Genomic DNA, 26,884 nt, shown 5'->3' with positions numbered 1-26,884 from the left:
CTCGTTTCAATCGTTATCGTAATCGCCGTCATCCCAAGGAAAGTCGTGTTCGTGCTGGCGCAATTCCTCTTGGATGGCGTCCTGCTGCTTCTGATGGCACACGCCACAGATCCGGTAGACCGGGCCAGCGCTGCCCTCGTCGATGTCGCGCGCGCTGCGTAGATCGGTCGCGTCCGTCTTGCACCAATCGCAGCAGCCGGTTCGCGCCTCTGGAGATCGCGCGTAAGCCCGATCCGCTTCGAGGCATTGTTGGCAGAGGTCGTTCATCTCCGAGCCGAAGGAGTCGGTCTCGCCTTGAACGCGGGCGACTGCCGGCCGGTCAGGATGCCGGTCGCACATCGTGCCGTCCGGCACGGCGTGGCTAGATCCGGGCAAGCTGGAGATGGGGCCGGTGACGTCAGCCATGGGCGGCCTCCCTCTTCAGGGCTTCCGCAATCTCTGGCGAAACCGTGCCGCCGGTCTTGGCGAGATATGCCGCCATCAGCGCCGCGGTTAGGTTGTCGCCCTCAAACCGCCGTTCCTTCCAGTCGGTGTAGTCGCCGCAGACCTCGACTGCGCTGTCCGGCCCCATGTTGAAATCGGGGTTGTCGCAGAACAGCGTGACGCTGTGGGCCTCGTCCGCGCGCAGGGCCTCGACCAGCAACCACGCCGCTGGCGGAGCGGGCTTCCGCGCCGACCAAGCTTGGACGCTCGCCTCGCAGTGGCAGGCCCTGCATTGGACCTTGGGGATTTCCTTCATCCCGTCGTTGAGCGAAACCCAATGACTGAAGAGGTTCAGGCTCGTGCCGAGACACAGCGGGCAGGGATAGACAGCGCCGTCGATGCTCATGCCGCTTTGCCCTGTTGCTTAACCTGCGCGTAGTGCCAGTCCCGGACCGTCCGATACGACAGCCCGGTCAGGAGCTCGGTCGCGCGTCGGCACTGCTCCAGCGAGAACATGCCGAAGTGGCAGGCATCGCGATCGATCCCGAGGTGGTGCGCCAGGTAGCGATAGAGGCGGGACCGAGCCGCCTTCAGGATCCTCGCCTTCGCTTTGTGGTCCTCGGGGGCGTATTGCCCGGTCGTCGGCGCACTCTTCCAGATCGGATCGAAGACATTGTCGTGCAGGTTCGATCGCGCCGCGCGGGTGGCAGCATCCGCCGGCGTGCCGAGGCTCTTCGTGGTGCCGGGATGGCAGCCGCAATACTTGCTGCAGCGGTCGCACTTATAGAAGTGCTTCCAGTGCAGGTCGCGCCGGTTCGGATAGATCTCCTTGCCATTCGTCAGGCGAGCGGCCATGCCGCAACAGATGGGAGCGAAATCGGTCATGCTGCGCGCGCCTCCGGCATATCGATGTTGGCTTTGATGACTTTGAAGGTGAGGGCGACGACCTCGGGATTTGCGTCCCACGAGCCCATGCCGTACAGCGATCGCCAAAGCGCGGAGAAGCAGGCGACGGCATCGGTCCCGCGGTTCAACCCGGCCCAATAGTCGCGCTCACCGCGGTGCTCGACGCCTTCGGCGAGGGCGTCGGCGTCACTGATCGCTGTCAGCCGCTCGATCCGGGTGGCCGTCACGATGAGCGTGATCCGCGAGAACGCGCGTGGCATGTGGATCGAAACAATCTGCTTGGTCCAGTCACCGTCATCGGGATTGCCGTCGGCCCAGTACCAGACGCTCGAGTCGACGATTTGGCTCGGCTTCGTCCCGGTCCAGCGATGTTCGGCGCTGGTTGTCTCGCGAACCCAGAGACGATCTCCGACCTTCACCGATTGCCATGACGATGCGGGCCACGCGATACGCATGCCGGTATCGTCTGGGCCGCTGACCTTGCACCCCTTCGCCCGAAGGCTCTTGGCCTGGTGGCCATCCTCGTCATCATAGACGCTGAACGGCTCTCCCCAAGCCAACCGTCTGGTCATGGTCTTTCCAGTCCCCGGGGCTTCGACCTCGCGAAGCAAGCCCCGCACCATTGGCGCGCTGAAGATGACCGGAGCGTCCTTCACCGTTGACCTCAGAGCCGGCTGGAGATGTTGATATTGCGGGCGGCAACAGCTGTGACGATGCGCGGCACGGCATAGGTCGCGCTCGCAATCAACGACAGCGTAATCGTCAGGATGGGGTGATCCGAAACCCAGTTGAGCAAGTCCATCAACGTTCTCCCTTTTCAAAAACGGCCTCGCAGACCGCGCGGCACTTCTCGATGTCGAACCGGTCATCGGTCCGAACCCCGCTTTCAATGTCGATCCAGTACCGACCCGGCATCTGCTCGAGCACCGACATGACGCCACCGATGTTGTCGGGTGAGATGCCGCCGGCGTACCCGACGAGCCGGTCGCCGCCGGGATGCATCGGCCAGGCCGTCGGCGCGACGCCGGCGCCGCCGCTGCGGTCGAACAGCCAGTCCACCGAGGTGTCGGTCGGGAAGGAGTCGGCGCGGGTCTGCGCGATCGCGCGCATTGATCCCCAGCCGTTCCGGAATTCGATGATCTGGCCGGATCTGGTTCGGCGTGGTTCACCTGAATCCGCGCGAAGTGCCCAGATCGACCGGGATGGTGTCGACGATGGACTCGCCCGCCATGATGCGGCGGCTGTAGTCGCCGCAGAGGTGCGCGGACAGGCGTAGCCCGCTCCACATGAAGCGGGACAGCGCGTCTCCGTCGGGATAGCGCGGATCGGTGCCCTGGCGCTTCGGGCTGAACAAGATGCCGAACTCGACCGGGTACTTGATCGAGAGGACGTGGATGTCGTGGAGCTCGGTCCAGTTGTCGATCCCGGTGAACGTGATGAACTCAGGCTTCATGCTGCGGCTCCATGATGCTGCGGCACACGCAGCGGATTGTCGTAATCGGCCGGCAGGAAGGCCTGCAGGTCGCGTTTGACGTAATGGCGGGCACCGAGCTCACGGCAGACCTGCGTGACGTCGCGGGTGTAGGCGGCCCAATCGATTGTCTTGGAGATCTTCGAGACGTAATTGGCCTTGCCGATCTTGTAGAGGTCGACGAATTCGTGGGTGGCGCGGATGATCGAGATCGAGGCCGCGGCATCGAGCGTCGGCTCGAGCGATACCCAGGTGAAGATCCCGGCATCATGGAACGTCCGGAGGACGTCAATCCGTTCCCATGGCAGCGCGGCGTTGCGCTCCCATGTCAGTGAGAAGTCATCGTCAAGCGAGGTCAGCGTGCAGGCGTAGGCGTCGCGCTCGCGGCGGTATTCCGGCAGGAAGGGCAGGGCGCGGCGGCCGCCCTTCGACAGCGTGCAGAAAGCCATGCCGGCCTCTTTGAGGGCGCGCATCGTCTGCCGAGTCAGGGAAAGATCGCCGCGGTGGAATGGATCGCTGGAGAACGTGATGAAGATCTGATCGGCGGGATGGCCGTCGGAGACGCCGGCCGCCTGATAGCGTCGGATATCGCGCTCGAGGCGCTGCATGAACCCGGGCCGCGGTACCGCGCCCTGGTCGAAAGTCGGCCGCGGGATATGCGTCGCAGGCGGGACATAGCAGTAGGCGCAGCCATGCCCACACCCGCGGTACGGATTGGTGGCCAGCGGCGCGTACTCGCCGGCGTTTCCCTTGGGTCGATAGATGACATCGGCACCAGGTACGATCGGCTGGTCCGTGAAGTGTCCGTCGGCGCCGATCATTGGGCACCGTCCTTTGGAGCGGCATCGTCCCACTCCTTGTCGCGGCGCCGCTTTTCCAGCAGGTTCGCGTAAGCCTCACGAAAAAGTTCAAAGTCCGAGAATTCCAGCGCAGGATCGCCGCCGTCGACTTTCAGCGTGTAGACCGATCTGGCGTTGCCTTCGTTCTTGCCGGTTCCGACCCAGGACGAGACATAGCCGATGACGTTCGTCTGCTCGTCGAGCAACTCATCGCCGTATGTGGATCCGCCGCTCGCGCGCAGATGCATCACGCGCCGACGAAGGATGCGCGGAACCGCGGCGGTCAGAGTGGCATCTGGGGTTTCTGAGGTCGCGGTCATCGCTCGCCCCCGATCGCGCAGGGCGTGCCGTCGCCCATCTCGGCCATGACCTCGGCGACGACCGGCGAGAACTTACGGTAGGCATGAAGTGCCGTCGTGTGATCGCGGCCGCCGAAGCTGCGGCCGATCCCGCCGTAGCTCGTGGTGGTCAGCAGCTTGGCGAGGCACATCGCGATTTGACGAATGCGGGTGACACCATGCCTGCGCGAATGGTGAGTGAATCCGTCTTGGCTAACCTTGAAGGCTTGGCCGACTGACGCCTTGATCAAGCTGATCCGGCGCTGGTTCTCCGGCGCCTGACGAAGCAGGTTGCGATATCCTGCGATCGATCGGCGGATAGCCACTCTCTCGGCCTCGTCGCTGAGCCTCCCGATCTCTTCCGGGGGCCGCCGCATCTGGGACGTGATGATGTCCTCGACCGTCGCGAAGGCGAACGGTGCCGGCAGGAGGAGGGCGCCTGGGCGCCGCAACGCCAGCACGTCACGTCGCCACTGCGGCACCATGACCGGCAGCCGAGCACGGACCTCTCGATAGTGAGCCGACAACTCAGCCGACGACCTGAACTCAAGAGTTACTGACGTCGCGGGGTTCATCGAAACCTCCGGGAGTTGCGGTTCGGGAAGGTCGACCGCCCGCGGATCTTTCGCTTCGGTTTCGCCGGCGCCGGGTCGGTCATCCGCTTGATCTTCGCGCGACGATGGGAGTCGGAGCCGACGGTGGTTGCGCCGTTGCCATGAGTCCGGAACTTGTGGCCTGCGATGGTGCAGGCATCAATGAAGGCTGGATCATTGGCGGGCGGGATCGTGTCATCGGTCGCGGTGTCGAACTTCCGCTCCCAAAGCGCGGGCCTGTGGTCGAACTGCGTGTTCTCCACTGATCCCAGCTTTTCCTTCGTCTGGGCGCAGCGACCGCCTTGTCGGATCAAGACCTCAAGCTTGACCCGGCACGGCATGGCCGGCCGCTTCCAATCCGCTGGCGGGCGATCGAGGATCGTCATCGTGCGATGATCCCCTCGACCTTCTTGCTGCAGGCAGCCAGGTCTACCGAGCCGGTGAGGCGTTCACCGTGCACGGCGTAGATCTCGCCGCGCTTCTTCTCGGCGTCGCCTTCGAACCGGCCATACTTGTTGAGCCACTGCTCGGACATCTTGCCGAGTTTCTGCGGGCCGCCGTTCTCGATAGTCAGGAGCGCGCGGTGGTACGAGGAAAGGTCGGGAGCGGACGCGCCGTTGCCACGAGATGCGTCCGCTCCGTTAGCGGTCGAGCCTTGGGGGTTGCCCGACTGCGGTTTGCCGTCCTGGGCGGAGGTTGGGTCGGACAGCAAATCAGGTTGGGACGAGCCACTGGCGGTGCGCTCCTGGCTCGTCCCTTCATCGGCGGGGGCTGGCTTCGCCGACGTCTGCGCCGAGGTGGCAGCGCTGTCCGATCCGGCCGCAGGTTGATGTCCTGCCGCATGGTCGGATGGATGCGCTGCCTCCGCCGCGGCGGAATCTGTGACCGGCTTGTCACCGGCGGCTTGTTCTTGGTTCGCAGCACCGGTTACCGCGGTCTGCTGATCTCCACCGGAGACCGTATCCTTCTTCACCAGCGGGTTGTAGTCGGGATCCGCCTGGGGCGGCTTCTCCTTGGCGAACATCTCCTCGACCGTGGCTTCGCCATTCTTGATCGACATGAACATGCCGCGCAGCGTCGCGATGTGCTCGAGCCGGATGTCGGCCTCGCCGTTGACGTCGAGAGCCTCGAAGATCTGATCGGGCGTGACGCCAAAGGTCGCGAATGCCTTGATGGCCTTGTCGCGATTCTGAGAAAGCGTCGCGGTGGTGCCGGCGACGACCTCGCGGGCCGCATGATACGCGGGCCGATAGACGCCGCGCGGAATGCCGGCGAGAATTGCGTTACGCTTCGCGATCGAGCAGGCGGCGTTGCCAGTAACCGTGATCATGTCTTCGGAGAAGAGGTTGCCGCTTGACGTCGAGATTCTGCGCCGCACCGTCGCGGTCGAGGCCATGTTGGTTTCAAGATCGTGGAATGTGCCGACGGCCTCGACGTACTTGTCCTTCTTGTTGACGGTCACGACGTGAGCTTCGATTCGACAGTTGCCCCAGCATTGGGCCGCGATCTCGGCCAGGCGAATGCTCGGTCCTTCAATCGCCGCGTTGGCGGTATCGGTCGAGTCACCACCACCGCGGTTCTGCTGCTTCTTCTTGCGGACGAGCGCGTACAGCGACTCCGCGGCCGTCTCCTCGTCCAGCGTGGCCAGGCTCTTGATGTTGCCGATCGCGCGCGAGACGTTCCGCGGGTACATTTTGGCGGTAGCGATCTGGCCGTCGATCTCGGCGCGCAGCATTGCCGGCATCGCACTTTCCACCACGACGGCTGGCAGCGTTTGACGTTCTTGGTCGCGATCATCGACAATCATATTCATCGTCAGTCCTCAGAGGTTTAGGTGAAAGCCCAAGACGGGAAGTCGGTGTCGCCCCAGACTTCAGCCGGGAGCTCCGGCACCCAGTCCTGGTCGAGGCCGAACTTCTCGACGTAGAGGCGGTAGTTCTTGATTGCGTCGTCGATATCGACGGCGGCCTGGCGGAAGATCATGCTGCCGAGATCGAACTCCGCGACGACCGGCTGCGGCGCGCCCGAGGCCTTGATCAGCACCCAGACCCATTTCAGAGCCTCCGCCGAGTGTGGATCGCGCTCCGCGACCGCGAGGGCGGCAAACACGGACTCGAGGAAGGCAGGCGAGTAGGGGCAATCGAAGACCTTGCCGTCGGCGTAGAGCTTGGCGGCTACCTTCAGCGCGCGGATGTATGCCGCGGCCTGCAGGTCGTACCGCATGCGCGAGATCGCCTTCTTCGCACCTTCCCTCAAACGCTCCTGCAAGAAGGGGCGGAAGGACTTCAAGTCGACGACGGCGTGAGACAGCAGGTGGTCGATACGTGCTTTCAGGCGCACGCCGTTCTCGACGTAGAAGATCGAGACCTCAGATGCGCCAGCGGTGAAGGTGCCGTCCTCCATGACGGGCGCCAGCTTCGGCTCTCGCTGCATCCACTCCACGGCGCGCTCGATATGCTCGATCGCTTCGCGCGGAATGATGGTCTTGCCGGCGTGCTCGGTCTCGAACCGAGCCATGATCTCGTCCCAGATCGGGACGCTTTGGTCGAACTCGCGGATCGCGGTGGCCACCAAAGCCTTGGTGTTACCGATCTTTGTCAGACCCAGCTTCTTGGCGTGCTCGCGGAGGTGATCCATCGTCACGAGCGCTTTCGGATAGTCGACCAGCGACGGCGCGATCGGGAAGCGCTCGGCGAGGAACTGCTTTCCCTCGAGCGCGCGGCAGTGGATCGCGCGCCCCCACTTCAACTGGAACGTCTCTTTCTGCTCGGCGCCGTGGAGGCGGCCGTGTTGGTATTCGATCGGGTCGATCACCAGTTCCTTCAGCTTCGTGGATCCGAGCGAGGTGTCCTGGTGGTACTTGTCCTCGGGCACGCCGAAGTAGATTCCGGGCTCGAATTTCACGGGCTCGGTAGCGACGGCATCAGCGATGGGCACAACGGCGTTCATTGTCAGTTTCCGGAGAAGAGGCCGCACGAGCCGAGACCCGCGCGGCAAGTTGGGGAGGAACTGTCACTCCGCGGCTTGCTGCTTGGCGCCGCGGACGTGGCCGTCTTCGATGACCACCGCGGTCGGCCGATTGGAATTGACGGTCTCCGCGATGACGAGCAGATCCTGCTCGTCGGCGAGGCGGACGAGGGCCGCCCAGGACTCGTCGTCCAGCAGCGCGGCGTGCTTAGTCGTCAGGAAGCGGAGCCGCGGCTGCAGCTTCATCGCGATAGCGACGGCCAGGCTGAGCTTCTGTGCCTGGCTGGCTTGGGCGAGGGGGTGGCCGTCCAGTAGAATGGTGCCTTCACCGAACGAGATGCCGGCGATCGGCATCTCGGCCTCCGCGACCGCCTTCTTCTTGGCGGCTTCGCGGGCCGCCATGGCGTTCGTCAGTTCCTCGGACCGCTTCTCCAGTGCCGCCGCTTCCTCGTCGAGCCGAGTCCGGTCAGCCCGTGCGCGCTCCGCCGCACCGAAGCGCGCATTGGCTTCGCGGGCGGCAGTGATGCGCGCCGTCAGGTCTGCGGTATCAACCAGATCGGGAATGGCGGCCTCGGCCACCTCAAGGCGGATGTTCGCGGCCTCGGTCTCGTCTCGGTCAGCCGCAGCTTCGAGGCTGGCGATCTGCGTCCTCAGATCTTCGACACGTCGGCGCGCGGCCTCGGCGGCCGTATCCAGAACAGCGGCCTTCTGCTTGCGCGCAGCGATATCCGCGCGATACCGTTCCGCGGCAGCGTTGGTTTCGCCCGCGGCGGCGAGTTCGGCGACTAGCTTGGCCTCGTCCTGGCGCTCGGTCGGCGCTTCCGGGTCGATCCGGATCCCGTCCGCCTGAACCCGCTTGGCCTTGGCATCACGGTTGATGTCGGTCCTGGCCTTGAAGTCTTCCTCGTCCGCCTTGGCGATCGCATCGAAGTCGACGCCGGATACGAACGATTTCAGAAGGTCAAACTGTTCCTTCGGCTTCTTGCTGATGAAGTCGAGCGGGTCGCAGCTGAGGGCGCCGATCAGCGTGTTCAAGATCTGCTGCGGCTTATCGGAGCGGAAGCCATCCTCATTCTCGATGGTGAGGCTGGTCGACCAGTCGCCGTCATCCTTCTTCTTGATCCGGCGGGTGACGCGGTACTTCAGGCCGGCTGCGTCGCCGATGTCGACCACGATATTGCCCATCTTGGCCCCGTCATGGACGGGATCGGCCGGGATCATCTTCTCGCCGCCGAGCGCGGCCCACAGCGCGTCAATCACGCTGCTCTTGCCCTGGCGGTTGCGTCCGGTGAGCTCGAGGACGTTGCCGTTGGGCTGGATCCGCACCGCGCGGACGCGCAACACGTTCTCGACGTCGAGGGAAAGGATCTTGAGCGGTGAGGGCTGTTCGGTCATGGGAGCCTATGGTGAGACGGTTGGAAGTGGGGTTCTGAGGAACTGCGGCCGACCCGGCGGCAGACCGGTGCCGTCGTCCTCGTCGTCGGCCGCGGCCAGATGCTCCCTGCGGACATCGTCCAAGGTGCGCTGGCGCTGAACCGGTGCGGGTCCGGGCGCCGCGACCACCGAGGGCCGCGGCGCCGTGGTGCCGTCGGCGCGCACCGGAGCGACGGTCGGCGCCACTGCCGGCGCTCGGCGCGCGACATCAACGGCAGACTCGGCGAGCGACTTCATGCTGTCGCCGACATCGTGAGCCGTATCGAAAAGGCGCTTGGTGTGCGCCTCGAGGAAGGCATTTCGCTCGAGCAGTTGCCGGACTTCTGCCCTCGTTGCCGTGAGCTCGGCCTGAAAGTTCGACGCGCGGTCATCCGCCTGGTCGAGCTCACGCCTAAGCATCACGATCTGGTCGCGCGCCGTGTTCAATTCATCGATATCGGCCTGCCAGGCCTGACCGATGGTTTCCATGTTGGCGCCGAGCCGTAGCAGCACGGACGGCTCGAGCTCAATTCGCCGCTCAGCCATGGATGACCCCCATGGCGGCTGACGCCTTGATGATGCAGCCAAAGATCATCCCCGCGATCGCGAAGAACGCCGCAACTTCCCGCACGAATGTTCGGATAGCCGCCATCAGGAAGCCGACTCCTTTTGCCGATCGGTGACGAAGGCGGCGCCCAACAGCGCGCCGAGAACGAGGCCGAGCAACAGCGCGGCACAGAGAAGCTCGACGGTCGCGCCCTCGATGATGAGAGCCGCAATGACGGCGAGCAGGGCGAGGATGATGGCGCGTTCCAGCTTCATGCCGCCACCGCGCTCAGATCTATCGGGCCATCACGGCGCGCCAGCGCGATCGCCGCGGCCAGGCGCGGCTTGACCTGGGAATACGGGCGCGCCTCGGCCGGTTTCCACAGGATCTGGAAGGCACGGGCCTCAATCTCGTCGACTGTGCCCTCGAAAGTCATGCCGCTTGACCGCAGGATCACGGCATAGGCGCCGGTGAGGTCGAGGTCGAAGGTGTCCGGCGTGCACCGGGTCATTCCTGGATGCGCCATTGGCTAGCCCCAATCCCTATTTTCCGCGGCGAGGGCGGTGTCGAAGCGGTCATCCGCTGCGACGTCCTCGGGTGTTTCCAATCGGAATCCGAAGTCTTCCGGCCGTGCCATGAGCCGCTCGACGAAACCGTCGTAGGCGGCGCGCTCTTCTGGAGTCGCCGCGGCGCGTTCCGCCGCCGGCGCGAAGATGAGGCGAGTCCAACTCGGCGGTAGGCTTTCCGTGATCACGGGCGAGCCTCCTCGCTTGGAGTACCGGCGCGCGGAAACGGAAGGATCTTCGCGCACACCTCTGGCGTGGTGGCAGCGTGACGAGCCGCCATCCGCGCGGCCGCGCCGACCTGGAGTGCGGCAAGTCCCTTGTGCGTGTCGATGGCGAGCCCGGCGATCGCCAGGCGCAATTCGTCCGCCGTTGCGCCGCCGCGCGCGGCAAGCGCCCGCAGTTGCTCAATGGTCTGGATCTGCGCCTGCTCGAGATAGCCGGCCCGGAAGGCTAGGTCGTCGATGATGGCGGTCGGATCGAGGGAAAGGTCCGTCATGCCGAGACCTTTCCGGCGCGACGTTGGATATCGAGATTGCGGATGGCGCGGCGATCGCGCTTGGTCTGCGCAGCGGCTCGGGCATCGTCCGGGCTCCAGCGGCGCTGGCCGACGAACAGAACTTTCCCGTCGACCCGCTCGGTGACGTAGCGATCGGCATCGACCACGAGCGTGCCGGCCTCGTCGCGGCGGTATCGGATGATATAGCCGGCCTCGTCGTCGGCCTCGATCACGTCACGAACGGCTTGGCCGTCAACGGTGATCTCGGGGCACACGAAGAAGAACTTCCGCCAGTCGCTCTTGCCGGAGACGCGGATCAGCATGCGGAGTCCTCCACGCGCTTCGCGATACCGAAAGCCGTAGCGGCCTCCTCGGCGCGGCCGGCCGCCTTGAGCGAGGATCCGGCATTGAACAGGGCGAGCATCAGGTCGCCGCGGTCGCGGACCGCGCGCCAGTAAGGCTTCACCAGGAAGAGCGCACAGAACGCGACACCGGTTCCGAGCGAAAAGACTGCTGTGCCGATGTAGCCGAGCAAGGTCATGCGCCTCACCGATCTGTCGGGATGTGGAGGGCGGCGATCTTGTCGGCGTCGACCGAGCGGACCCAGATCTGATCGCGGGAGCGCCAGGCTTTGAAGCCGGCCGAGCGGATCGCGCTGATGATGCGCGCGGTCAACTCATCGGTCCGGCCATCCACCCACAGGATCCGCGCACCGCAGTTGCGGTACTGGTCGGATGAGTCCTTCACTCCGAAGGCGTTCCGGCGGTTTGTGGTGACGTTGAGCATCTGGCGTGGTCTCCCGTGGCGTGCGGGAGAATACCGTTTTGGTATTTACTGTCAATACCAGCGTGGTATTATTTTTTTTTGGGATAGTTCCTGCGATGGTAAATCGCGGGGCGCCCAGCGCTCCTTCCGCGCCCTTCGAGGTCCTGTAATTGGCTTATCGCGGCTACATCAAGCTCTACCGTTCGCTCTACGAGCACGAGTTCTTCCGGCCATCCCCGATGTCCGAGAGAGAGGTCTTTACCTGGATGATTCAGGAAGCGGCATGGAAGCCGCGGCAGCGCCGGTTCGGCCAGTTCTTCGTCGATCTCGATCGCGGAGACCTTGCGGGGTCTCTGCGTTTTCTCGCTGAAAAATGGCTGTGGAGTGTGGGGGCGGTGAGGGGTTACTTGGGCCGATGCGAGAAGGAGGGCATGATCAACACACGGACCGACAAGGGGGTTACGATCATAACCATATGTAACTACGAGTATTATCAGGGTGACGATCAGCCGGACGACACAGTGGACGACAAGGTCTCAGCACAGCGTCAGCAAGGTGACAGCACAGCGCCAGCACACGACCAGCACAAAACAGAAGAAATAAAAAATACAAGAAAGGAAGAAGGGGATGAACATATCGCGCCCGTTGCCGGGCGCGAACTGGCCCGCGCACAAAGCCTTTTTGGCGATGATCCTCCGGCCGAGGAGCGGCAGCCGAAGCGCAGAGGTCGGCAGACTGCGGGGCGGAGGACGAAGCTGCCGGCTGACTGGGAGCTTCCTGTATCGGGTTGGAAGTATGCTCGAGACCGCGGCTGGAACGACGATCACATCCGGTTCCAGGCGGAGAAGTTCAAGAACTTCCACACCAGCAGGGGCAACCTGATGGCCGACTGGGATGCGGCATGGCGGACATGGGTGGGGAACGACTATGACCGCCGGACGCCTCGAGGCGGCACACCGGCGGCGCCGAGCCGCGTCGACACCGCGATCGAGGGGATGATGGCGGGTCTCACTGAGGAGGATTTCCATGCGCGATCTCGTTGAACAGCCGCGGGGTAAGCCGCCGGCGCCGCCGTCATTTTCGCGGCTCGAGCCGGCACTGCGCGAGCTCGCGGCCGCACGCGAGGCGGCCGCTCTGTCGGACGAGCCGAGCGCTGAGTTGCTGCGCACTCTCGACCGGGCGATCGAGATCCATGGGCAGAACAAGGCGACTTTCGACCAAGCATTGGCGCCAATACCCAAAGCCGGCGCGGTTGCCTATCTTGGCCTGCTGCTGCAAGCGTTCCCGAACGGCGGCGTTCAGCAAGCCAGTGCGTTTGGCCAGTTCATGCGTGAAGACGTCATGTCACTGGATCCGTCGTTCGGGGCGGTCGAGATGGCTTGCCGGCGCTGGCGACAAAAATCCAAGTTCCTGCCGGCGATCGCCGAGATGATGGTCGAGGTAAGGGCGGCCCGCGACGAGCTCGCCGGCATCGCCGAATTCGTCGATCGGCTTCCGGCGATCCGGAACTCACTCGCCGCGAGGTTGTCGCGCTAACGGCTGGAGCTCGCCTTCAGCGCGTCGCCGACCGCCTGGCGAAGTTGCTGGTCAACGGTCTCGACATAGCTCGAGTCCGTCGACTGTCCGGTGGCGCGGAAGGTGCGTTGGATCTCGCCGAGCTCTTCCTGTTCCGCGATCAGCTTGTCGACCGTTCGCTTGCCGCCAAACTCGGTCTGGTATTTGACGAACGCCGACTTGCACGCCTGCCTCACCGCCTGGTTCAGCGATGTTCGGTCGGTGCATTCCGCAAAATAGTTCAGCAGCGATCGCAGTTCGGGCACGGCCATTCGCGCGATTTCCACGCGCGCCGCCGCGAGATCCTGATCCGATAGCTTCGGGAGCTCAGCCCGCGCGGCGCAGCCAAGGCTCAGGACGATGGCGGCGAAGAGCGATCTCGATATTGTAGCCCCAACCGCCCTGAGCGCGGCACCGCGAACAAAATAGGTGCTTGCCCAGGGTCTCGATCGGTGTTGTTGGATCGATGCGATAATAGGCCAAGTCATGCTCGGACCAGATCTTTGCGTGACCGCAGTCGGTGCAGGTAATTTCGAGAAACGGCTCTGACGTAACAGTTTTTTGGCTTTGGGTAGATCGCATCGCCGTCGCAACTTCCAGGAGGGAAGGCGATGATTGAATCTTTCTGCCGCAGAGTCGAATCCAATTTTTCCGCGCAACATCTGGTGGTCTACTTGCCGTCCGGACCCACCAGCTTGTCGATCCGATAGACCCGATTTGCCGGGAAGCGCATAATCGCGTCATGGCCTTTGGGTGGGTTTAGCTGCTCGAGCACGAGCTCCTTCCCGAAGGACACGAAACGCTTGACGTAGCATTCGAAGACGCCTTCCTCATCAGTGTAGAGTTGAGCGACGACGTAACTACCCTTGCCATATGGCGCTTCCGGATTTGCGATCACCATTTCGCCGTCTTCGTAGCGCGGCGACATAGAGTTCCCGAAAATGTAGAGCGCATATGCCTTCGACACAGCCTCGACGCTCGGCGGCGCGAGAATGTAGCCCTGTTTTTCCCCGTTCAAGATGAACTTACCTTCCCTGCCGCCCGCGGCGCGGCCAAGGATGTCGATCCGCCGGCGTGTTGTTCTTGTCGGCTCATTTGCGAGCCCGGCATTGGGTGGCGACTGTACGGGAGGTGGCTCGGGGATGCCAACCTCAGCGAGTGATACTTTTGGCGTTTCCTTAACGGTTCCGCGCGGCGGCTCCAGCAGTTCTGGCACCGACTTGCCGAGCGCTGCGGCGATGCGCTGGAGCCAATCGACTGTCAGCTTGCGCTCACCATTCTCCAGCCGATTGATTTGCGGCTGCGAGGTTCCGACCTTCTTGGCCAACTCATGATCGGCCATGCCGGCAGCCTCGCGGTGTGCGGCGAGGAAATTCGGCTTTTCTTTCATGACCTTGGTCTGTTGGCGACTCATGCCAGTTTGGTAATTCACCGAAACGGTATTGTCTAAAACCAGATTGGTATTAATGCCTTGTGCGACAGATACCATTATGGTATTTCGTCGCTATGAAACTCAGCGACTGGATCGCCCGCGAGGGGCTTAGCCACCAAGAGGTCGGGGACCGGATTGGGAAGTCCCAGGCCGCGGTCAGCCGCTATGCGGCCGGCAAGCGCATGCCGGACGAGGAAACCCTCATCAAGATCTTCGAGGTCACCGCCGGCGAGGTCACGCCGAACGATTTCGTCGACCTGCCGGTCATCGAGCAGGAGCGCGAGTCCGAGGCTGATGCTGGCGCGGTCGAGGGGTGATGCATGACGTCCCCGACGATCTATTTTGCTCAGGCGAGGCGCGATGGACCGATCAAGATCGGGTTCACCGCCGGCAAGCCATCGCAGAGGATCGCAAAGCTTCAGACGGGCTGCCCCTGGCCAATCGTTATCCTCGCGACCGTCAGCGGAACCACGGCCGAGGAAGCCAAGCTTCATCAGATATTCGCCGATCTCCGGACCGAGGGAGAATGGTTCAAGGCTGATGGCGCGCTCTTGCGCGCGATCCGTGAGCTCGCTGCCGGGATCTACAAGTGGCCAGAGCAGCAAGGCGAGAAGCGGCTGCTGCCAGACCAGCCGTCGATCGCCGACGTGATCTGGGCTGCCGGCGGTCCGGCCAAAATTGCCGCGGCTTCCAAAGGAGCCATAACCGTCGATGCGGTCCACAAGTGGCGGCGCAACGGAATCCGAGACTGGCATTGGGCGCTCCTGATGTCGCTGTGCGGCGCCACGGTTGAGCAACTCTACCGAGCTAACTTGAAACAGGCCGCGAGCGACATGCCCGCGGAGCAGGCGGCATGAGGTCAGCATCATGACATGCCGCCGATCACAGTCTTCAGCGTCGCGGCTTTCGTCGACAACCTCGTCGCTTGGTCGATCAGTTCGGGCTTGCGGATGGCCCAGTGTGTATCCGTGCGTTCAGAGGCGTGCAGCAGCAGCTTCTCCGAAAGGCGGTCGAGCATGACCGCCGCGCAGCTCCTCGGCACCAAGCCGGCATCGATCAGCATCTGCAGCATCGCATCGAAGCATTCTTCCGCAATCAGCATTCGTGTTCCGGCCAGGGCGGCGCGCGCCCAGTCGTCATCTTTGTCAGGCGTCGGCACCACGGCGACGCTCGAATTGTGTTTGTGAAAAAAGGGAGCATTCATCATGGGAACAGCATCGCTTGCCGCTTCGATCAATGCAAACGAACCCCTTCTACGTTCGTGCAAACCGATTTCTACGAACGTAAGAGCCGCAAAAATCACCGCTGAAATCATTCGGGTTTGTCGCAACGCGATGACCGGCGGCAGCTTCCGAAAGACCATGGCGGCGCGCGCGAAGTGCTCCATGGGCACCGTCGACAATTGGACCGCGAGCAATCGCGTCATCGACATCGAACATTTTCTGAATGTCTGCGCGGGGCCCGAAGGCCTCGAATGCATCGACGCGCTCTGGGCTCACATCCCGGAGGAGACGCGCGAGCGTTGGCTGACGCGGCAGATCCTCGAGCGCCGCCTTGCCGAGGCGGAGGCCGAAGTGAAGCGGGTGCGGCGCGAGGCGGACGAGCGGCAAATCCACATGGAGTTGAGCCGACGCTGAGAGCGAGCGGTCGGACAGGCTACGAGCCGCGCGGTATCGCGGCGCATCAATCAAGCGAGCTTCTCGGTGTTTCCATTCCTGGCCGATCGGGCCGTCGCCATTAGCAACCGCTGCATGACATGCGGCGAATACTGGATTGCAGTCGCACGCTGGTGGTTCGACGTTTCAAAGTGGCTCGATGGCCGCTGCTTGAGGCCGCTCGCTGATATCCGCGCTGAGCGGAAAAAGGCGGCGCGCCGATGACGAGGCAGTCCAGTTGGTCCGATGAGCGGGTCGCGCAGCTGAAGAAGCTGTATAAGGACGGATTGTCGTGCTCGCAGATCGCTGCGGAACTCGGTCATGTTACCCGCAACGCCGTAATCGGGAAGCTTCATCGTCTCGGGCTGGCCAACAGCCGGCCCAAAGCGGTTCGGGAAAGCCGAGGGCCGAAGCAGCGGCGCGGCCCTGCGCCGCCGCCGCGCCGGCAGACCATCATCCGCCAGGTGCTAGCGCAACCCTACGAGCCCGCGGCTGAAAAGTGGGACGATGCCGCCGGCAACGCGACCAACTTCGATCCGAACGTTCCGCAAGATCAGCGGAAGGGCATTCTCGATCTTCGCGACGGCGATTGTCGCTGGCCGATCGGAGATCCTGCGACGTCGGATTTCTATTTCTGCAACGGTCGCGCGCTCGTCGGTCTCCCGTACTGCGCCCATCATACCCGGTTGGCCTATCAGCCGGCGCAGAGCCGCCGGGGCAGGGAGACCCAGGAACAGCGTGCGGCACGGATTCAGGACCATCACCGTGCGCAGAGGGCGGCCACGTCATGGTCATGAAGCCCGCCGCCTCGACCATCATGAAGGACTATGCCCGCAAGGAATGCGTCGTTTCCTTGATGACGGTCGAGCATGCCGGCGGCAAGGACGTCGCCGCCATGGTGGTTGATGCCCACCTTCAGGCGATCGCCGCGTATCTCATTGGGTCGGTTGGTCGCGAGAAGGCATTTGCGGTCTTCTCCCAGTACGCCGATGAGGTGATCAAACCGACGCTGCCGGCGGGAGGTCCACGATGATGGGCCTTACGCATGTCCAGGCGCAGTGCGTGGAGTTTGTCCGGCACCGGATTGATGCTTGCGGAGCCTCGCCGTCCTATCGGGAGATTGCTGACCATCTTGGCATCCGAGGCCGAGGCACGATTTCACACCTGATCGACAGCATCGTGGAACGTGGCGCGCTGCTGCGCGAGCCCGGAAAGGCGCGAACGCTCAGCCTTCCGGAGCCAGGCGTTGGCGACGGCCTCGTGGTGCGACCGCTGGCGGAGGTTCGCCGAGCCATCCGTGCCTATGCAAAAGAACACCGGATCTCGGAACGCACCGCGGCTGAGGAGGCGCTCCGGGCCTATTTCATGGAGCCGCAGTCGTGATGGTGCTGAGCGTCACACCCGATCAACTCGAGATCCGGCGGCTCAGGGAGCGTGTCGCGCAGTTGGAGGCTGAGAATATCCACCTCAGCCGCCTGATTGAGGCCGAGCAGATCGTCTTTCCGCGGGTGTGGGATCTCCTTCCGCAGGAAGCCAGGGCACTTCATTCGCTTTACACCGCACCGAACGGCATCCGGTCGGGCGGGGTGTTGCTGCGCGCCATGGTTTCCCGCAGCGCCACTGCCGACGCGCACCTGGTGCAGGTGGTCATCTGCCGGTTGCGGGCCAAGTTGAAGCACCTCGATGTCAAGATCGAGACCCGCCGCAGCCTCGGTTATGGGCTGACGCCGGCGTCGCGCGAGATCGTGACCAACTCGCTTGTCACTCGCGAGGGGCGCGCATGACCTGGTTCTTCGACCCATTGCAGATGTTCGGGTTCGACGTGGTCGATGTCGATCCGCCGACCGAGTTCAAGCTCTATTCCGACAAGGGCAACACGAAGTCTGCGTCAGCCCAATACGGCATCATGTCATGGGACGATCTGGCGAAGTTACCCGTCGGGCAGTTGGTCCGCGGGAATGGCATCATCACGCTCTGGGCGTGCCCGCCGACGCTCGACCAGTCGATGTTGCTGCTGAAGAAGTGGGGCGCGCGGTACAAGACCGAACTGTTCTGGCCGAAGCATCGTCTCGGTACCGGCTACCGATCTCGCGGCATGCACGAGTCTGTGTTGCTCGGGGTGTTCGGGGACGAGTGCCAGATCCACGACACGTTCTATGGCGAGATCGTCGGTAAAGCCCGCGGTCACAGCCAGAAGCCCAAGGAGTGGTACGAGACCCTGCGGCAGAAGACGCCAGGACTCGATCGCTGCTGTCTGTTCTCGCGCGAGAACCATGAGGGCTTCGTCCATTGGGGCAATCAGGTCGGCACTGTCGATGGAAACGGCCGACTGATCCGCCAGCCCAAGGTCAAGACGATCGCACCGACGCCGCTATTCGACTTGCTCGAGGCGCCGGCATGACCTGGCGCTCGAGACGACCCATCGCCTTCATCACCCACTGACCAACTTGGAGAAGCCCATGACGACGCCTGCCGACAGACCAAACGAGCCGACACAGAGCGCGCTCGACGCTTTCAATCTCTCCCGCATTCGTTCCGCCCAGGCGGAAGCGAAGGTCGCGAACGAGTCCAACAACACGGTCAAGAACCGGCTCCGCGGTGTGTTCGCGATCACCTCGCAGCAGGGCATGAACAACGATGCAGCCAAGCTGGCCATCAAGCTGTACGAGGGCGGCGACGAGGCGATCGACGCCTATTGCACCGAGGTCGAGCGGGCCGGCTTCTACCTCGGCCTGCTCGGCAAGACGCTGAGCCCGCGCCAGTACGAGCTCTTCGGCATGCGCGGCACCGGCCCGACACCGGAAGACGAGCGCGCGAAGCGCGAGGGCCGCGCCGCCGGCTTCAGACTCGATACCGAGCCCGGCTCCAAGGAATCCGACAACCCGTACGAGACCGGATCCATCAAGGGACAGGCGTGGCTCGCGGCATACCGCCAGGCGCGGTCGGAGCGTGACGCCATCATGGCCATGCCGCAGCCGACGCCGGACGGCGGCGAGCAGGGCGAAGGCGACGACGGCAACGAGGCCTGATCGACCGAGATGACCGGCGGCAATTCCGCCGCCGGAAACCATGGAGGAGAGACCGTGAAGAGTAAGCCGTTTCTGTACGAACTGAAGGCGACCGTGAGCATGATCGAGAGCAACGAGAAAGGCACCGTCATCGGCCGTGCCGAGTATCAGGACCATGTCAACAGCTATCTGGTTCGCTATCGCGCCGGCGACGGCAGGCAAACCGAAAGCTGGTTCGACGAAACCGCGATTCAGGCCGCCTGATCGCGATGAAGATCCTGGGCTTAGATATCGCGACCACGACAGGCATCACGCTGCTTGACGGCGAACGCTATGTCTGGGCCCGGGCCTTCCATTGGGAAGGCAAGAATTCCGGGCAGGTGTTCCGGCATTTCCGGAAGACGCTCTACCAGATCATCAAGGACAATCAGGTCAAGCACGGCGCGGCCGAAGAGCCGTTGCGCACTGACATCGAGCTCAAGGGAAAGCCCACAGAGGAAAACCCGGAGCCGGCGGCGACGCGGCCGCCGATGAAGACATTCCAGCGGATTTACGGGCTGTGCGCGATCGCCGAGGAGGTCTTCGCCGCCCATGACGTTCCATTCATCTACGTCAATCAGGGGACGTGGCGAAAGGCCTTCACCGGCAACGGCCGCGCGACCAAGGAAACGTCCCTCGGTTACGCGCAACTGATTGACCGAACCATCGCCTCCCTCGACGCCGCGGAGAGTCTCGGCGTGGCCTGGTGGCTTCGCGGCCATCTGGACCCGCGCTTCGCAGCACCGCGCGGCGATCTATTCGAACCGACGCTCACCCCATCCCGAAAGGAGACACCGTTTTGACCGCCTTCAAAGCAATCGTTGAGCATTCCGCGCTCGTCAAAGTCATGAACCGCGTGGCCCGCGTGGTCGAGAAGAGGAATACCATCCCGATCCTCAGCAACGTGCTGCTCGATGTGGAGCAGGACAGGATCCGCCTCCGCGCCACCGATCTCGACATCGAGATGACGGACGCCGTGAAGGCCGAGGTGGCCGCGAAGGGAAGCACAACCGTCCCGGCCGGGCTGCTCCACGACGTCGTCCGCAAGATGCCGGCCGGCTCGCAGATCACAATCGAGCAGGAAGGCGAGGTCGTTGTTGTGAAGGCTGGCCGCTCGCGGTTCCGTCTTCAGACGCTGCCCCCGTCAGACTTCCCGAACATCAGCATTGGGGACATGACGCATTCGTTCGCCATCCAGGCGAAGGATCTGCATCGGCTGATCAAGCGCGTCCAGTTCGCGATCTCGACCGAGGAGACCCGCTACTATCTCAACGGCATTTACCTGCACACCCACAAGGAAGGCAACGTCAACCACCTGCGCGCGGTGGCGACCGACGGCCATCGGTTGGCCAGCGTTGACGTTGACTTGCCGGAAGGTGCTGCCGGCATGCCCGGTGTCATTGTCCCCCGCAAGACGGTCGGCGAGGTCGACCGGTTGTTCGCGTCGACCGACGGCGAGATCCAGGTCGAGCTCAGCCAGGGCAAAATCACGTTTACCTCGGGCGACATCGTCCTGGTGTCGAAGCTGATCGACGGCACCTTCCCGGACTACGGCCGCGTCATCCCACAGAACAACGAGAAAACGCTGAAGATCGGGAGCAAGGATCTGCTCGATGCTGTCGATCGCGTCGCGACCATTTCAAGCGAGCGCGGCCGCGCCGTGAAGGTGTCGCTGGCTGAGGGCAAGATTACGCTCCACGTCACCAACCCCGACGCCGGCGCCGCCACCGAGGAGCTCGAGGCCGAGTTCACCGGGGACGCCATGGAGATCGGCTTCAACAGCCGGTACCTGCACGACATCCTCGCCGAGGTCCAGGGCGAGTCCGTCAACGTCAATCTTGCCGACCCCGGCTCGCCGACCATCTTCCGCGGGACGGACGAAGGCTCGCTGTACGTCCTCATGCCGATGAGGGTGTGACCGATGCGGATCGATGCCAAGAAAATCGAGACCGTGCTGCCGGGCATTCTCCGGAAGCACGGCGTCCGCACAACAGACTATCACGGCGTCCAGTATGTCGGGATGGCGGAAACCGTCGCGCTTGACGCCGGCGTGAGGGTACCGAGCCGGCCGGAGTCGAAGGTCGTGTCGGTCGCTGATCTCGCCCAGAATCTCGCGGAGGCGCTGAGTTGAGCCGCCGCAAGATTCTCGTTGCAGACCTTCTCTGCGGTGCCGGTGGTTCGTCCACCGGCTGCGCGCGGGCTCTCGCCGAGCTCGGGCTTGAGATGGAATTGGTCTGTGTCAATCACTGGGGCGTCGCGATCGAGACGCACAAGAAGAACCATCCGCTCGCCCGGCATTACTGCGAAGATATAGCCGCGGTTCGACCGCACATCATCGTGCCGGAGGGATATCTCGATCTCCTGATGGCGTCGCCGACGTGCACACATCATTCCGTTGCGCGCGGCGGCAAGCCGACGTCCGACCAGCAGCGCTCCGATCCCTGGCATATCGTGACCTGGCTGACCGAGTTGCGCGTCAAGCGGCTGATTATCGAGAACGTCTGGGAGTTCATCAGTTGGGGCCCGGTCGATCCGCGGACCGGCAAGCCGATCAAGAGCCGCAAGGGCGAGTATTTTGCCCTCTGGATCGACACGATCCGCCGGCTCGGTTTTGAACCGGAATGGCGGAAGCTCAACGCAGCGAACTACGGCGACGCGACGACCCGGCAGCGCTTCATTTTGAAGGCGCGCAACGACCGCAAGATCGTGGCCTGGGCACCGCTGACGCACGCCAAGCGAGCCGACGATACCTTGCTTTTCCCGGGCATCAAGCCGTGGAAGCCGGCGCGTGAGATCATCGACTGGTCGCTCAAGGGCCGGTCGATCTTCAACCGCCCGAAGCCGCTGGCGCCGAAGACGTTGGCCCGGATCTATGCTGGCGCGGTCAAGTTCAACTGGCCGGAACCGTTCCTCGTCGTTCTCCGCAACCACATGGACGGGCAGAGCCTCGACCGGCCGCTTCCGACTGTCGCGGCAAATGGCCTCCACATGGCACTGGCCGAGCCGATCCTGCTGAAGCAGAATTTCCGGCGGGACGCGCAATCCGTAGACGACCCAGCACCGACGGTGATGACGCAGGCCCGAATTGGGCTCGCCGAGCCGCTCGTCCTGGCAACCGGTAGCGGCGCGACCCGCCCGGCGAATGATCCTCTCCCCACGATTACCACTGGCGGCGCCGGATCTGATGACCCGGGTTGCGCGCGGCCGATGCTGGTCTCTCCCGTGATTTCGTTCGATCAGATGATGGCCGAGATCAACGGTAACGCGGTCGAGCCGTTCATCCTCAATCGCCATGGCGACGGCTTCGCCGAGACCCGGGCGCACTCGATAGCTGATCCGGCTCCGACGGCGAACTGCGGCGGCGGCTACCTGGTTGAGCCCTTCATGCTGTCTCGGCACGCCGGCGGCGCGCCGCGATCGGTCGATGAGCCGACGCCGACCCAAGTCGCGAAGCAGAGCCACGTCCTGATCTCGCCTTACTACGGGTCGGGATCGGGCGAGACTTGCAAGAGCGCCGAGGAGCCGCTGGACACCGTCACGTCAAAAGGGCGGTTCGGCGTGGTGGTGCCTGTCACCCACACGCACGGCGGCAATGCTGCCCGTGATGTCGCCGATCCTCTGCCGACCCTGACCACGGCGAAAGGCGGCGAGTTCGCCATGGTTATGCCGGTTACCCACCATGACCGCAGCGATCGCGTGCGGGATCTCGATGAACCTATTCCGACCGTCACAACGGCCAAACGCGGGGAACTCGCATTCATCGCGGCACAGTTCGGCGAGCGCGAAGGGCAGGCGCCACGCGTGCACGACATCGCCGAGCCAACCCCGGCGATCACCGCCACCGGCCACGTCAATCTCGTTGAGGCGACTCCGCAATACGACATCCTCTTCCGGATGCTGGAGCCGCACGAGCTCGCCGCGGCGATGGGCTTCAACGAAGACGAGGCCGAGTACGAATTCGCCGGCACCAAGACCCAAAGGATCAAGCAGATCGGCAATGCAGTCTCGGTGTCGCTGATGAAGGCCGAGGTCGCCGCGATCATGGCGGATGCCGCGGTCAAGCCGAAGGTCGAGCCCTTGGTCAGGCGCAGGGCGAGCGCCTGACATGGCAAAGACGAAGCCATTCGCCATCGAAGTCGCGTTGTGCAAGCGGTTCATCTTCTCGTTGCCCGAGGGATGGACCGCTTACCCGGAGACTTGCGGGTGGGACATCCTACTGGTCCGCAATGCGGATGGCTTCCAGATCGGCATCGAGGCAAAGCTTCGGCTCGACACCGACGTCATCGCCCAGGCGCTTGAGGAATATGGTGCCTTCCACGCTGATCACCCGGGCCCAGATTGCCGGGCCGTCCTGGTGCCCGCCAATGCGCAGGGCGGATTTGACCGCATCTGCCGCTACATAGGACTGACCATCATCTACGTCCGGTCGGAAGAGCAGGTCGAGGGGCAGAAAACCTACTATGGATGGAAACCGAAAGCATTCGAGCCTGGCCTGCCGGGCGATCGGCACGGCACCAACGACAAGGAATGGTACGAGTGGGCGCCGGCCAAGCGGCACACGCTTCCGGACTACGTCCCCGATGTCGACGCCGGCGCGCCATCACCGGTTCAACTGACCAGTTGGAAGATCGCGGCGATCAAGATCGCCATCCTTGAGAAGCGGGGCTTCCTCGTCCGCGCCGATTTCAAGCACGTCAACATCGATCACCGCCGCTGGCTGCCGTCGGGCGCCGGCTGGCTGGTCTTGGACGGCGGCGTCTACCGCGCCTCCATGGGCTTTCCGAATTTCAAGGCCCAGCAGCCGCGCGTCTACGACGAGATAGCCGCGGACTTCGATTCTTGGAAGCAGGCCGACCCGCTGGCGCCGCCGCCGGCCCCAGCGCCCGAGCCGACGCAGGAGAACTTGCTGTGACAGACCGCATCAGGTGCTGCATCCCGGGCTGCGGACGGACCTTCAAGCGCGTGGCCGGCGATACCAGAGACGTGACGATCATGTGCGGCCGGCACTGGCGCATGGGCGAAGTCGCTATGCGCAACCGCCACAAGCAGCTGCGCGCGCGGGCGAGATGGTTTCAGCGCCGCTATGACAAGCGCGGTAACGCGATCGAGCGCTCGCCAAAACGCGCCAAGTTCTTCGATGCCTGGCAGCGGACGTGGACCGCCGCCAATACGCTCTGGCACCGGATCAAGGACGATGTCGTGATCAAGGCTGCATTTGGCGCCGAAGACGCGCCGCGCCGCCAGCCAAAGGTCGAGGCATGACGCGAGAAGACACCGCCGAGATCAAGAAGCGTCTGAACGAGATGCTCGAGCAGGTGCTGAAGCGTTTCTGGCCCGGTCATGTGACCAAGGGCAAGCTGGCCTATTGCGCGCCGGCATCGCCGAAGGATCTCGGTTCGTTCGTCGTCTATCTGGGCAAGGTTGGAAAGTACGACCGCGGCGCCTGGGTCAGGAGCTCGGCCAGTATCGGCGGCGACGAGATCAACCTGTTTGCGTACGGCCTGAACGGCAACCACCGGGCCAACGCCGAGGTGTTCGACCGCGCCCGCGAGTTCGTCGGGCTCGATCGCACCCGCGAAGAGACGCCGGAGGAACGGAAGAGGCGCGAGGATCGCGAGGCCGAAGCCGCGGAGAAGCGCGCCGCGGATGACCGCCGGGCCGCTGAGCATGTTCAGGCGCGCCAGCGCACTGCGGCCGAGATCTGGGCGGAAGCAATCGCAATCGCCGGGACGCACGCCGAGGCGTATCTGCTGGCCCGTGGCATCCCGGTCCCGCCCGGCGGCTGGGATGATTGTCTTCGCTTCCACCGCAGTGTGGCCTATGACCTCGACACCCGCCTCTCGTTCCCGACGCTGGTCTGCCGTGTCGATGACGTGTTCGGCGACTTGACGGCCATTTGGAAAATCCACCTCGACCCAGCGAAGGCCGCCAAGGCGCCGGTCGACAAGGCCAAGATCGGCGCCGGCGTTGCTGCCGGCGGGGCCGTTCGGATCGGCGGCGTCGCGGCGCACATCGGTCTCGGCGAGGGACTGGAAACCTGCCTGGCGGCGCGCGCGCTGGTTCGCTACCGCCATCCAGTTTGGGCTGGGCTCAGCACCAGCGGCGTCTCTGGCTTCGAGCCACCGATGGAGGTGGAGCGGATCACGTCATTCCCGGACGGCGACAAGCCGTGGCGCCGCCAAGACGGCGACCTCGTTCTCACCGAGCCGGCGGGCCGCGCCGCGGTCCGCAAACTTCATGAACGCATGGTGGTGGTCGGCAGGCGGCACGACAGCCAGCCCGAACCACGCATGCGAACCGATTACCTCGACATCTGGAACGTCCGCAGGCACCAGGAGACTTACGTTTGAGCCGCCGCGAGACACCCAACAAGCCGACCCAAAACATCAGGGCCGAAGAAGCCGTCATTGGAAAGATCCTCGGGGCGGCGGAGTCGTTCTGGGCGGTTTCGGACCGGCTGCACGCCGATCAATTCACACTCCCGCATCACCGCGCCATCTTTACTGCGGTGGAGGACTGCTGCCTCAACGGGCCCGGCCTCAGCCTGTCGCTGCTCGAGTCAAAGCTGCCGGTAGAATTCGAAGGCATCGGCTCGGTCGAAGCCGTCCTGGCGGTGCTGATAGAGAAGGCCTCGGACGTCAGCAGCGCACTCGACTTCGTAGACGATATCGTTCTGGCCTGGCGCGAGCGCGCGCGCGTCGAGCTCGGCAAGATCGCCACGGCGCCGGGTAAGACCTTCGACCAGACGCGTCAGGACATCGACGACCTGCTGCGGGTCGTCGACGATCACGACCGGGTGCGGCACGCCGTGACGCTGGGTGACGCCGCCACCAGCGCCATGACTAAGGCCGGAGAGGCCTACGAGCACCGCGGCAAGCGCGCCGTTGGTGTCCTGACCAAGATCCCGGAGCTGGACGAGGTTCTCGGTCCAATAGTCGGCGGCACGACCGTCACGCTGGCGGCGCCATCAGGCCACGGCAAATCGGCGTTGATGGCGCAGATCCTGCGCGACAATGCCGGGCCGTCTCTGGACGAGACGAGCATTTTCCCGGGGTTCTCGCTGAGCCTCGAAATGTCGGCAGAGCAGATCGCCTATCGCGACATCGCGTCACTGTCCGGCGTCTCGGTCAAGAAGCAGATCAGCGGCGACTTCAATCAGAAGGAGTTTCTCGATATCCGACGGGCGAAGGAACAACTCGAGTCCATCAAGGTCTGGGTCCAAGATCGCAGCCGGATGACGATCAAGCAGATTGGCAACGAGTTCCGGAAGGCGAAGCGCCGGTACGGCGTGAAGCAATTCTGCATTGACCATCTGAAGCTGGTCGAGCCCGAGCAGGAGCATTGGAACATCGTGCGGACCGTCGAATATGCGTCGGCCTATACCAAGGATCTCGCCAAGGAACTCGACGGCGTCGTGTGGCAGCTGGCCCAACTGACGCGAGAGGGGCAGCGCTCGCCCAGCTGGAAATTCGGCAGCGGCGATATATACGGCGGCGGCCTCATCGTCGAGAACAGCGACATCATTATCGGCCTGACGATCCCGAAAATCTGGCTCCGCGACAACGAGCCGGAGCCGGCGGGGGAAGACAACCCGAAGGGACGAGAACAGCGCGATCGCTGGTTGAGGGAATACGACATCTGGAAAGACAAGGCGGCCTTCGCCGTCTTCAAGAACCGCAGCGGTACCGGGTGCAAGTGGAAAGAAATCGATTTCAACGGGCCGCGGATGCTGTTCGGGGGCAATGCAAGCCGAGAGGAAATACCATTCTGACGATTAGCCGGTTGTCCTCCGCCCGGAGGATCGGCTCTTCGAGACTCCCCGGTTCGGCCGCTACGGGCGGCTTTTGACCAGCGGCGCCGACATATTCACCA

At 63.7% G+C, this 26,884-nt stretch carries 46 protein-coding genes; 20 read left to right on the top strand and 26 right to left on the bottom strand.

Annotated features, from left to right (window positions below):
- Window positions 1-6: 6 nt before the first annotated feature.
- The 22 genes from ACVMIH_RS08775 to ACVMIH_RS08670 all read right to left on the bottom strand — a co-directional run bounded on the left by ACVMIH_RS08775 (window position 7) and on the right by ACVMIH_RS08670 (window position 11,345).
- Window positions 7-405: a hypothetical protein gene (locus ACVMIH_RS08775; RefSeq protein WP_456861422.1), complete on the bottom strand. Its 399-nt coding sequence runs from the start codon at window positions 403-405 to the stop codon at window positions 7-9.
- Window positions 398-829 carry a hypothetical protein gene (locus ACVMIH_RS08770; RefSeq protein WP_456861421.1) on the bottom strand — a complete coding sequence of 144 codons (432 nt, stop codon included), beginning with the start codon at window positions 827-829 and terminating at the stop codon, window positions 398-400. The genes ACVMIH_RS08775 and ACVMIH_RS08770 overlap by 8 nt, the downstream gene beginning before the upstream one ends.
- Window positions 826-1,308, bottom strand: coding sequence for a zinc-finger-containing protein (locus ACVMIH_RS08765; RefSeq protein WP_456861419.1), 483 nt, complete (start codon window positions 1,306-1,308; stop codon window positions 826-828). Before ACVMIH_RS08765 ends, ACVMIH_RS08770 begins: the two co-directional genes overlap by 4 nt.
- Entirely contained in the window at window positions 1,305-1,985 is a 681-nt protein-coding gene (locus ACVMIH_RS08760) for a hypothetical protein (protein ID WP_456861417.1), read from the bottom strand. The genes ACVMIH_RS08765 and ACVMIH_RS08760 overlap by 4 nt, the downstream gene beginning before the upstream one ends.
- Window positions 1,986-1,993: 8 nt before the next feature.
- Window positions 1,994-2,131, bottom strand: coding sequence for a hypothetical protein (locus ACVMIH_RS08755; protein ID WP_456861415.1), 138 nt, complete (start codon window positions 2,129-2,131; stop codon window positions 1,994-1,996).
- Complete coding sequence (trpF, locus tag ACVMIH_RS08750) at window positions 2,131-2,439, bottom strand: phosphoribosylanthranilate isomerase (protein ID WP_456861413.1); 309 nt, start codon at window positions 2,437-2,439, stop codon at window positions 2,131-2,133. Before trpF ends, ACVMIH_RS08755 begins: the two co-directional genes overlap by 1 nt.
- Window positions 2,440-2,494: 55 nt before the next feature.
- Window positions 2,495-2,782 carry a hypothetical protein gene (locus tag ACVMIH_RS08745; protein ID WP_456861411.1) on the bottom strand — a complete coding sequence of 96 codons (288 nt, stop codon included), beginning with the start codon at window positions 2,780-2,782 and terminating at the stop codon, window positions 2,495-2,497.
- The gene (locus tag ACVMIH_RS08740; RefSeq protein ID WP_456861409.1) at window positions 2,779-3,621 is read right to left on the bottom strand and encodes a radical SAM protein; all 843 of its coding nucleotides are present in this window, start codon (window positions 3,619-3,621) and stop codon (window positions 2,779-2,781) included. Before ACVMIH_RS08740 ends, ACVMIH_RS08745 begins: the two co-directional genes overlap by 4 nt.
- Window positions 3,618-3,959: a hypothetical protein gene (locus ACVMIH_RS08735; protein ID WP_456861407.1), complete on the bottom strand. Its 342-nt coding sequence runs from the start codon at window positions 3,957-3,959 to the stop codon at window positions 3,618-3,620. The genes ACVMIH_RS08740 and ACVMIH_RS08735 overlap by 4 nt, the downstream gene beginning before the upstream one ends.
- Complete coding sequence (locus ACVMIH_RS08730) at window positions 3,956-4,552, bottom strand: helix-turn-helix domain-containing protein (protein WP_456861405.1); 597 nt, start codon at window positions 4,550-4,552, stop codon at window positions 3,956-3,958. The genes ACVMIH_RS08735 and ACVMIH_RS08730 overlap by 4 nt, the downstream gene beginning before the upstream one ends.
- Window positions 4,549-4,956: a hypothetical protein gene (locus ACVMIH_RS08725; RefSeq protein ID WP_456861403.1), complete on the bottom strand. Its 408-nt coding sequence runs from the start codon at window positions 4,954-4,956 to the stop codon at window positions 4,549-4,551. Before ACVMIH_RS08725 ends, ACVMIH_RS08730 begins: the two co-directional genes overlap by 4 nt.
- A complete protein-coding gene (locus tag ACVMIH_RS08720) occupies window positions 4,953-6,383 on the bottom strand; it encodes a hypothetical protein (RefSeq protein ID WP_456861401.1) in 1,431 nt (476 codons plus the stop codon). Before ACVMIH_RS08720 ends, ACVMIH_RS08725 begins: the two co-directional genes overlap by 4 nt.
- A gap of 17 nt (window positions 6,384-6,400) precedes the next feature.
- Window positions 6,401-7,519 (bottom strand): PD-(D/E)XK nuclease-like domain-containing protein, encoded by a 1,119-nt coding sequence (locus tag ACVMIH_RS08715; RefSeq protein WP_456861399.1) that lies wholly within the window; start codon window positions 7,517-7,519, stop codon window positions 6,401-6,403.
- Window positions 7,520-7,582: 63 nt separating this feature from the next.
- Window positions 7,583-8,932: an AAA family ATPase gene (locus ACVMIH_RS08710; protein WP_456861398.1), complete on the bottom strand. Its 1,350-nt coding sequence runs from the start codon at window positions 8,930-8,932 to the stop codon at window positions 7,583-7,585.
- A 6-nt stretch (window positions 8,933-8,938) separates the two neighbouring features.
- Window positions 8,939-9,463, bottom strand: coding sequence for a hypothetical protein (locus ACVMIH_RS08705; RefSeq protein WP_456861396.1), 525 nt, complete (start codon window positions 9,461-9,463; stop codon window positions 8,939-8,941).
- Between the two features lie 138 nt (window positions 9,464-9,601).
- Entirely contained in the window at window positions 9,602-9,772 is a 171-nt protein-coding gene (locus ACVMIH_RS08700; protein ID WP_456861394.1) for a hypothetical protein, read from the bottom strand.
- Window positions 9,769-10,023 (bottom strand): hypothetical protein, encoded by a 255-nt coding sequence (locus tag ACVMIH_RS08695; protein WP_456861392.1) that lies wholly within the window; start codon window positions 10,021-10,023, stop codon window positions 9,769-9,771. Before ACVMIH_RS08695 ends, ACVMIH_RS08700 begins: the two co-directional genes overlap by 4 nt.
- 3 nt (window positions 10,024-10,026) lie before the next feature.
- A complete protein-coding gene (locus ACVMIH_RS08690) occupies window positions 10,027-10,251 on the bottom strand; it encodes a hypothetical protein (protein WP_456861390.1) in 225 nt (74 codons plus the stop codon).
- Window positions 10,248-10,559, bottom strand: coding sequence for a hypothetical protein (locus ACVMIH_RS08685; protein ID WP_456861388.1), 312 nt, complete (start codon window positions 10,557-10,559; stop codon window positions 10,248-10,250). Before ACVMIH_RS08685 ends, ACVMIH_RS08690 begins: the two co-directional genes overlap by 4 nt.
- Complete coding sequence (locus tag ACVMIH_RS08680) at window positions 10,556-10,882, bottom strand: hypothetical protein (protein WP_456861386.1); 327 nt, start codon at window positions 10,880-10,882, stop codon at window positions 10,556-10,558. The genes ACVMIH_RS08685 and ACVMIH_RS08680 overlap by 4 nt, the downstream gene beginning before the upstream one ends.
- Window positions 10,876-11,100 (bottom strand): hypothetical protein, encoded by a 225-nt coding sequence (locus ACVMIH_RS08675; protein ID WP_456861384.1) that lies wholly within the window; start codon window positions 11,098-11,100, stop codon window positions 10,876-10,878. The genes ACVMIH_RS08680 and ACVMIH_RS08675 overlap by 7 nt, the downstream gene beginning before the upstream one ends.
- A 5-nt stretch (window positions 11,101-11,105) precedes the next feature.
- Entirely contained in the window at window positions 11,106-11,345 is a 240-nt protein-coding gene (locus tag ACVMIH_RS08670) for a hypothetical protein (protein WP_456861382.1), read from the bottom strand.
- Between the two features lie 149 nt (window positions 11,346-11,494).
- Between ACVMIH_RS08670 and ACVMIH_RS08665 the strand changes: the two genes are divergently transcribed.
- Both ACVMIH_RS08665 and ACVMIH_RS08660 read left to right on the top strand, forming a co-directional pair.
- Window positions 11,495-12,367 carry a hypothetical protein gene (locus tag ACVMIH_RS08665; protein ID WP_456861380.1) on the top strand — a complete coding sequence of 291 codons (873 nt, stop codon included), beginning with the start codon at window positions 11,495-11,497 and terminating at the stop codon, window positions 12,365-12,367.
- A complete protein-coding gene (locus ACVMIH_RS08660; protein ID WP_456861378.1) occupies window positions 12,351-12,860 on the top strand; it encodes a hypothetical protein in 510 nt (169 codons plus the stop codon). Before ACVMIH_RS08665 ends, ACVMIH_RS08660 begins: the two co-directional genes overlap by 17 nt.
- Here ACVMIH_RS08660 and ACVMIH_RS08655 read toward each other — a convergent pair.
- The 3 genes from ACVMIH_RS08655 to ACVMIH_RS08645 all read right to left on the bottom strand — a co-directional run bounded on the left by ACVMIH_RS08655 (window position 12,857) and on the right by ACVMIH_RS08645 (window position 14,367).
- Window positions 12,857-13,150 carry a hypothetical protein gene (locus ACVMIH_RS08655; protein WP_456861377.1) on the bottom strand — a complete coding sequence of 98 codons (294 nt, stop codon included), beginning with the start codon at window positions 13,148-13,150 and terminating at the stop codon, window positions 12,857-12,859. The genes ACVMIH_RS08660 and ACVMIH_RS08655 overlap by 4 nt on opposite strands.
- Window positions 13,151-13,205: 55 nt before the next feature.
- The gene (locus tag ACVMIH_RS08650; RefSeq protein WP_456861375.1) at window positions 13,206-13,361 is read right to left on the bottom strand and encodes a hypothetical protein; all 156 of its coding nucleotides are present in this window, start codon (window positions 13,359-13,361) and stop codon (window positions 13,206-13,208) included.
- A 187-nt stretch (window positions 13,362-13,548) separates the two neighbouring features.
- Window positions 13,549-14,367, bottom strand: coding sequence for a LexA family transcriptional regulator (locus ACVMIH_RS08645; RefSeq protein ID WP_456861373.1), 819 nt, complete (start codon window positions 14,365-14,367; stop codon window positions 13,549-13,551).
- Between the two features lie 17 nt (window positions 14,368-14,384).
- Here ACVMIH_RS08645 and ACVMIH_RS08640 point away from each other — a divergent pair, with 17 nt between their 5' ends.
- Both ACVMIH_RS08640 and ACVMIH_RS08635 read left to right on the top strand, forming a co-directional pair.
- Window positions 14,385-14,627, top strand: a complete 243-nt coding sequence (locus ACVMIH_RS08640; RefSeq protein WP_456861371.1) for a helix-turn-helix domain-containing protein — start codon at window positions 14,385-14,387, stop codon at window positions 14,625-14,627.
- Window positions 14,628-14,630: 3 nt separating this feature from the next.
- Window positions 14,631-15,167 (top strand): GIY-YIG nuclease family protein, encoded by a 537-nt coding sequence (locus tag ACVMIH_RS08635; protein ID WP_456861369.1) that lies wholly within the window; start codon window positions 14,631-14,633, stop codon window positions 15,165-15,167.
- 8 nt (window positions 15,168-15,175) lie between these two features.
- Here the strand turns inward: ACVMIH_RS08635 and ACVMIH_RS08630 are convergent, their stop codons facing one another.
- Window positions 15,176-15,697 carry a hypothetical protein gene (locus ACVMIH_RS08630; RefSeq protein ID WP_456861367.1) on the bottom strand — a complete coding sequence of 174 codons (522 nt, stop codon included), beginning with the start codon at window positions 15,695-15,697 and terminating at the stop codon, window positions 15,176-15,178.
- Between ACVMIH_RS08630 and ACVMIH_RS08625 the strand changes: the two genes are divergently transcribed.
- The 16 genes from ACVMIH_RS08625 (at window position 15,672) to ACVMIH_RS08550 (ending at window position 26,783) form a co-directional block, all read left to right on the top strand.
- Window positions 15,672-15,947 carry a hypothetical protein gene (locus tag ACVMIH_RS08625; RefSeq protein WP_456861365.1) on the top strand — a complete coding sequence of 92 codons (276 nt, stop codon included), beginning with the start codon at window positions 15,672-15,674 and terminating at the stop codon, window positions 15,945-15,947. The genes ACVMIH_RS08630 and ACVMIH_RS08625 overlap by 26 nt on opposite strands.
- Before the next feature lie 239 nt (window positions 15,948-16,186).
- Window positions 16,187-16,762 (top strand): GcrA family cell cycle regulator, encoded by a 576-nt coding sequence (locus ACVMIH_RS08620; RefSeq protein ID WP_456861363.1) that lies wholly within the window; start codon window positions 16,187-16,189, stop codon window positions 16,760-16,762.
- Window positions 16,759-16,998 (top strand): hypothetical protein, encoded by a 240-nt coding sequence (locus ACVMIH_RS08615; protein ID WP_456861361.1) that lies wholly within the window; start codon window positions 16,759-16,761, stop codon window positions 16,996-16,998. Before ACVMIH_RS08620 ends, ACVMIH_RS08615 begins: the two co-directional genes overlap by 4 nt.
- Entirely contained in the window at window positions 16,995-17,348 is a 354-nt protein-coding gene (locus ACVMIH_RS08610) for a LexA family protein (RefSeq protein ID WP_456861359.1), read from the top strand. Before ACVMIH_RS08615 ends, ACVMIH_RS08610 begins: the two co-directional genes overlap by 4 nt.
- Window positions 17,348-17,749, top strand: coding sequence for a helix-turn-helix domain-containing protein (locus tag ACVMIH_RS08605; protein ID WP_456866405.1), 402 nt, complete (start codon window positions 17,348-17,350; stop codon window positions 17,747-17,749). Before ACVMIH_RS08610 ends, ACVMIH_RS08605 begins: the two co-directional genes overlap by 1 nt.
- Window positions 17,746-18,366, top strand: a complete 621-nt coding sequence (locus ACVMIH_RS08600) for an MT-A70 family methyltransferase (RefSeq protein WP_456861357.1) — start codon at window positions 17,746-17,748, stop codon at window positions 18,364-18,366. Before ACVMIH_RS08605 ends, ACVMIH_RS08600 begins: the two co-directional genes overlap by 4 nt.
- Window positions 18,367-18,424: 58 nt before the next feature.
- Window positions 18,425-18,994, top strand: coding sequence for a hypothetical protein (locus ACVMIH_RS08595; RefSeq protein ID WP_456861356.1), 570 nt, complete (start codon window positions 18,425-18,427; stop codon window positions 18,992-18,994).
- A 9-nt stretch (window positions 18,995-19,003) separates the two neighbouring features.
- Complete coding sequence (locus tag ACVMIH_RS08590; RefSeq protein WP_253640042.1) at window positions 19,004-19,237, top strand: hypothetical protein; 234 nt, start codon at window positions 19,004-19,006, stop codon at window positions 19,235-19,237.
- 5 nt (window positions 19,238-19,242) lie between these two features.
- Complete coding sequence (locus tag ACVMIH_RS08585; protein ID WP_456861354.1) at window positions 19,243-19,815, top strand: hypothetical protein; 573 nt, start codon at window positions 19,243-19,245, stop codon at window positions 19,813-19,815.
- Window positions 19,812-20,930, top strand: coding sequence for a DNA polymerase III subunit beta (gene dnaN, locus ACVMIH_RS08580; protein ID WP_456861352.1), 1,119 nt, complete (start codon window positions 19,812-19,814; stop codon window positions 20,928-20,930). The genes ACVMIH_RS08585 and dnaN overlap by 4 nt, the downstream gene beginning before the upstream one ends.
- 3 nt (window positions 20,931-20,933) lie before the next feature.
- On the top strand, window positions 20,934-21,143 hold the full coding sequence (locus tag ACVMIH_RS08575) for a hypothetical protein (protein ID WP_456861351.1): 210 nt from the start codon (window positions 20,934-20,936) through the stop codon (window positions 21,141-21,143).
- Window positions 21,140-23,116: a DNA cytosine methyltransferase gene (locus ACVMIH_RS08570; protein WP_456861349.1), complete on the top strand. Its 1,977-nt coding sequence runs from the start codon at window positions 21,140-21,142 to the stop codon at window positions 23,114-23,116. The genes ACVMIH_RS08575 and ACVMIH_RS08570 overlap by 4 nt, the downstream gene beginning before the upstream one ends.
- 1 nt (window position 23,117) lies before the next feature.
- Complete coding sequence (locus ACVMIH_RS08565) at window positions 23,118-23,924, top strand: hypothetical protein (protein WP_456861347.1); 807 nt, start codon at window positions 23,118-23,120, stop codon at window positions 23,922-23,924.
- Window positions 23,921-24,274 (top strand): hypothetical protein, encoded by a 354-nt coding sequence (locus ACVMIH_RS08560; RefSeq protein ID WP_456861345.1) that lies wholly within the window; start codon window positions 23,921-23,923, stop codon window positions 24,272-24,274. Before ACVMIH_RS08565 ends, ACVMIH_RS08560 begins: the two co-directional genes overlap by 4 nt.
- Window positions 24,271-25,362 carry a DUF7146 domain-containing protein gene (locus tag ACVMIH_RS08555; RefSeq protein ID WP_456861343.1) on the top strand — a complete coding sequence of 364 codons (1,092 nt, stop codon included), beginning with the start codon at window positions 24,271-24,273 and terminating at the stop codon, window positions 25,360-25,362. The genes ACVMIH_RS08560 and ACVMIH_RS08555 overlap by 4 nt, the downstream gene beginning before the upstream one ends.
- Complete coding sequence (locus tag ACVMIH_RS08550) at window positions 25,359-26,783, top strand: DnaB-like helicase C-terminal domain-containing protein (RefSeq protein ID WP_456861341.1); 1,425 nt, start codon at window positions 25,359-25,361, stop codon at window positions 26,781-26,783. Before ACVMIH_RS08555 ends, ACVMIH_RS08550 begins: the two co-directional genes overlap by 4 nt.
- The last annotated feature ends 101 nt before the right edge of the window (window positions 26,784-26,884 follow it).

This window comes from Bradyrhizobium sp. USDA 4503, from assembly GCF_054055815.1.
The sequence above is the reverse complement of the archived record's forward strand: the minus strand, read 5'-3'. Positions and strand labels throughout refer to the sequence as shown.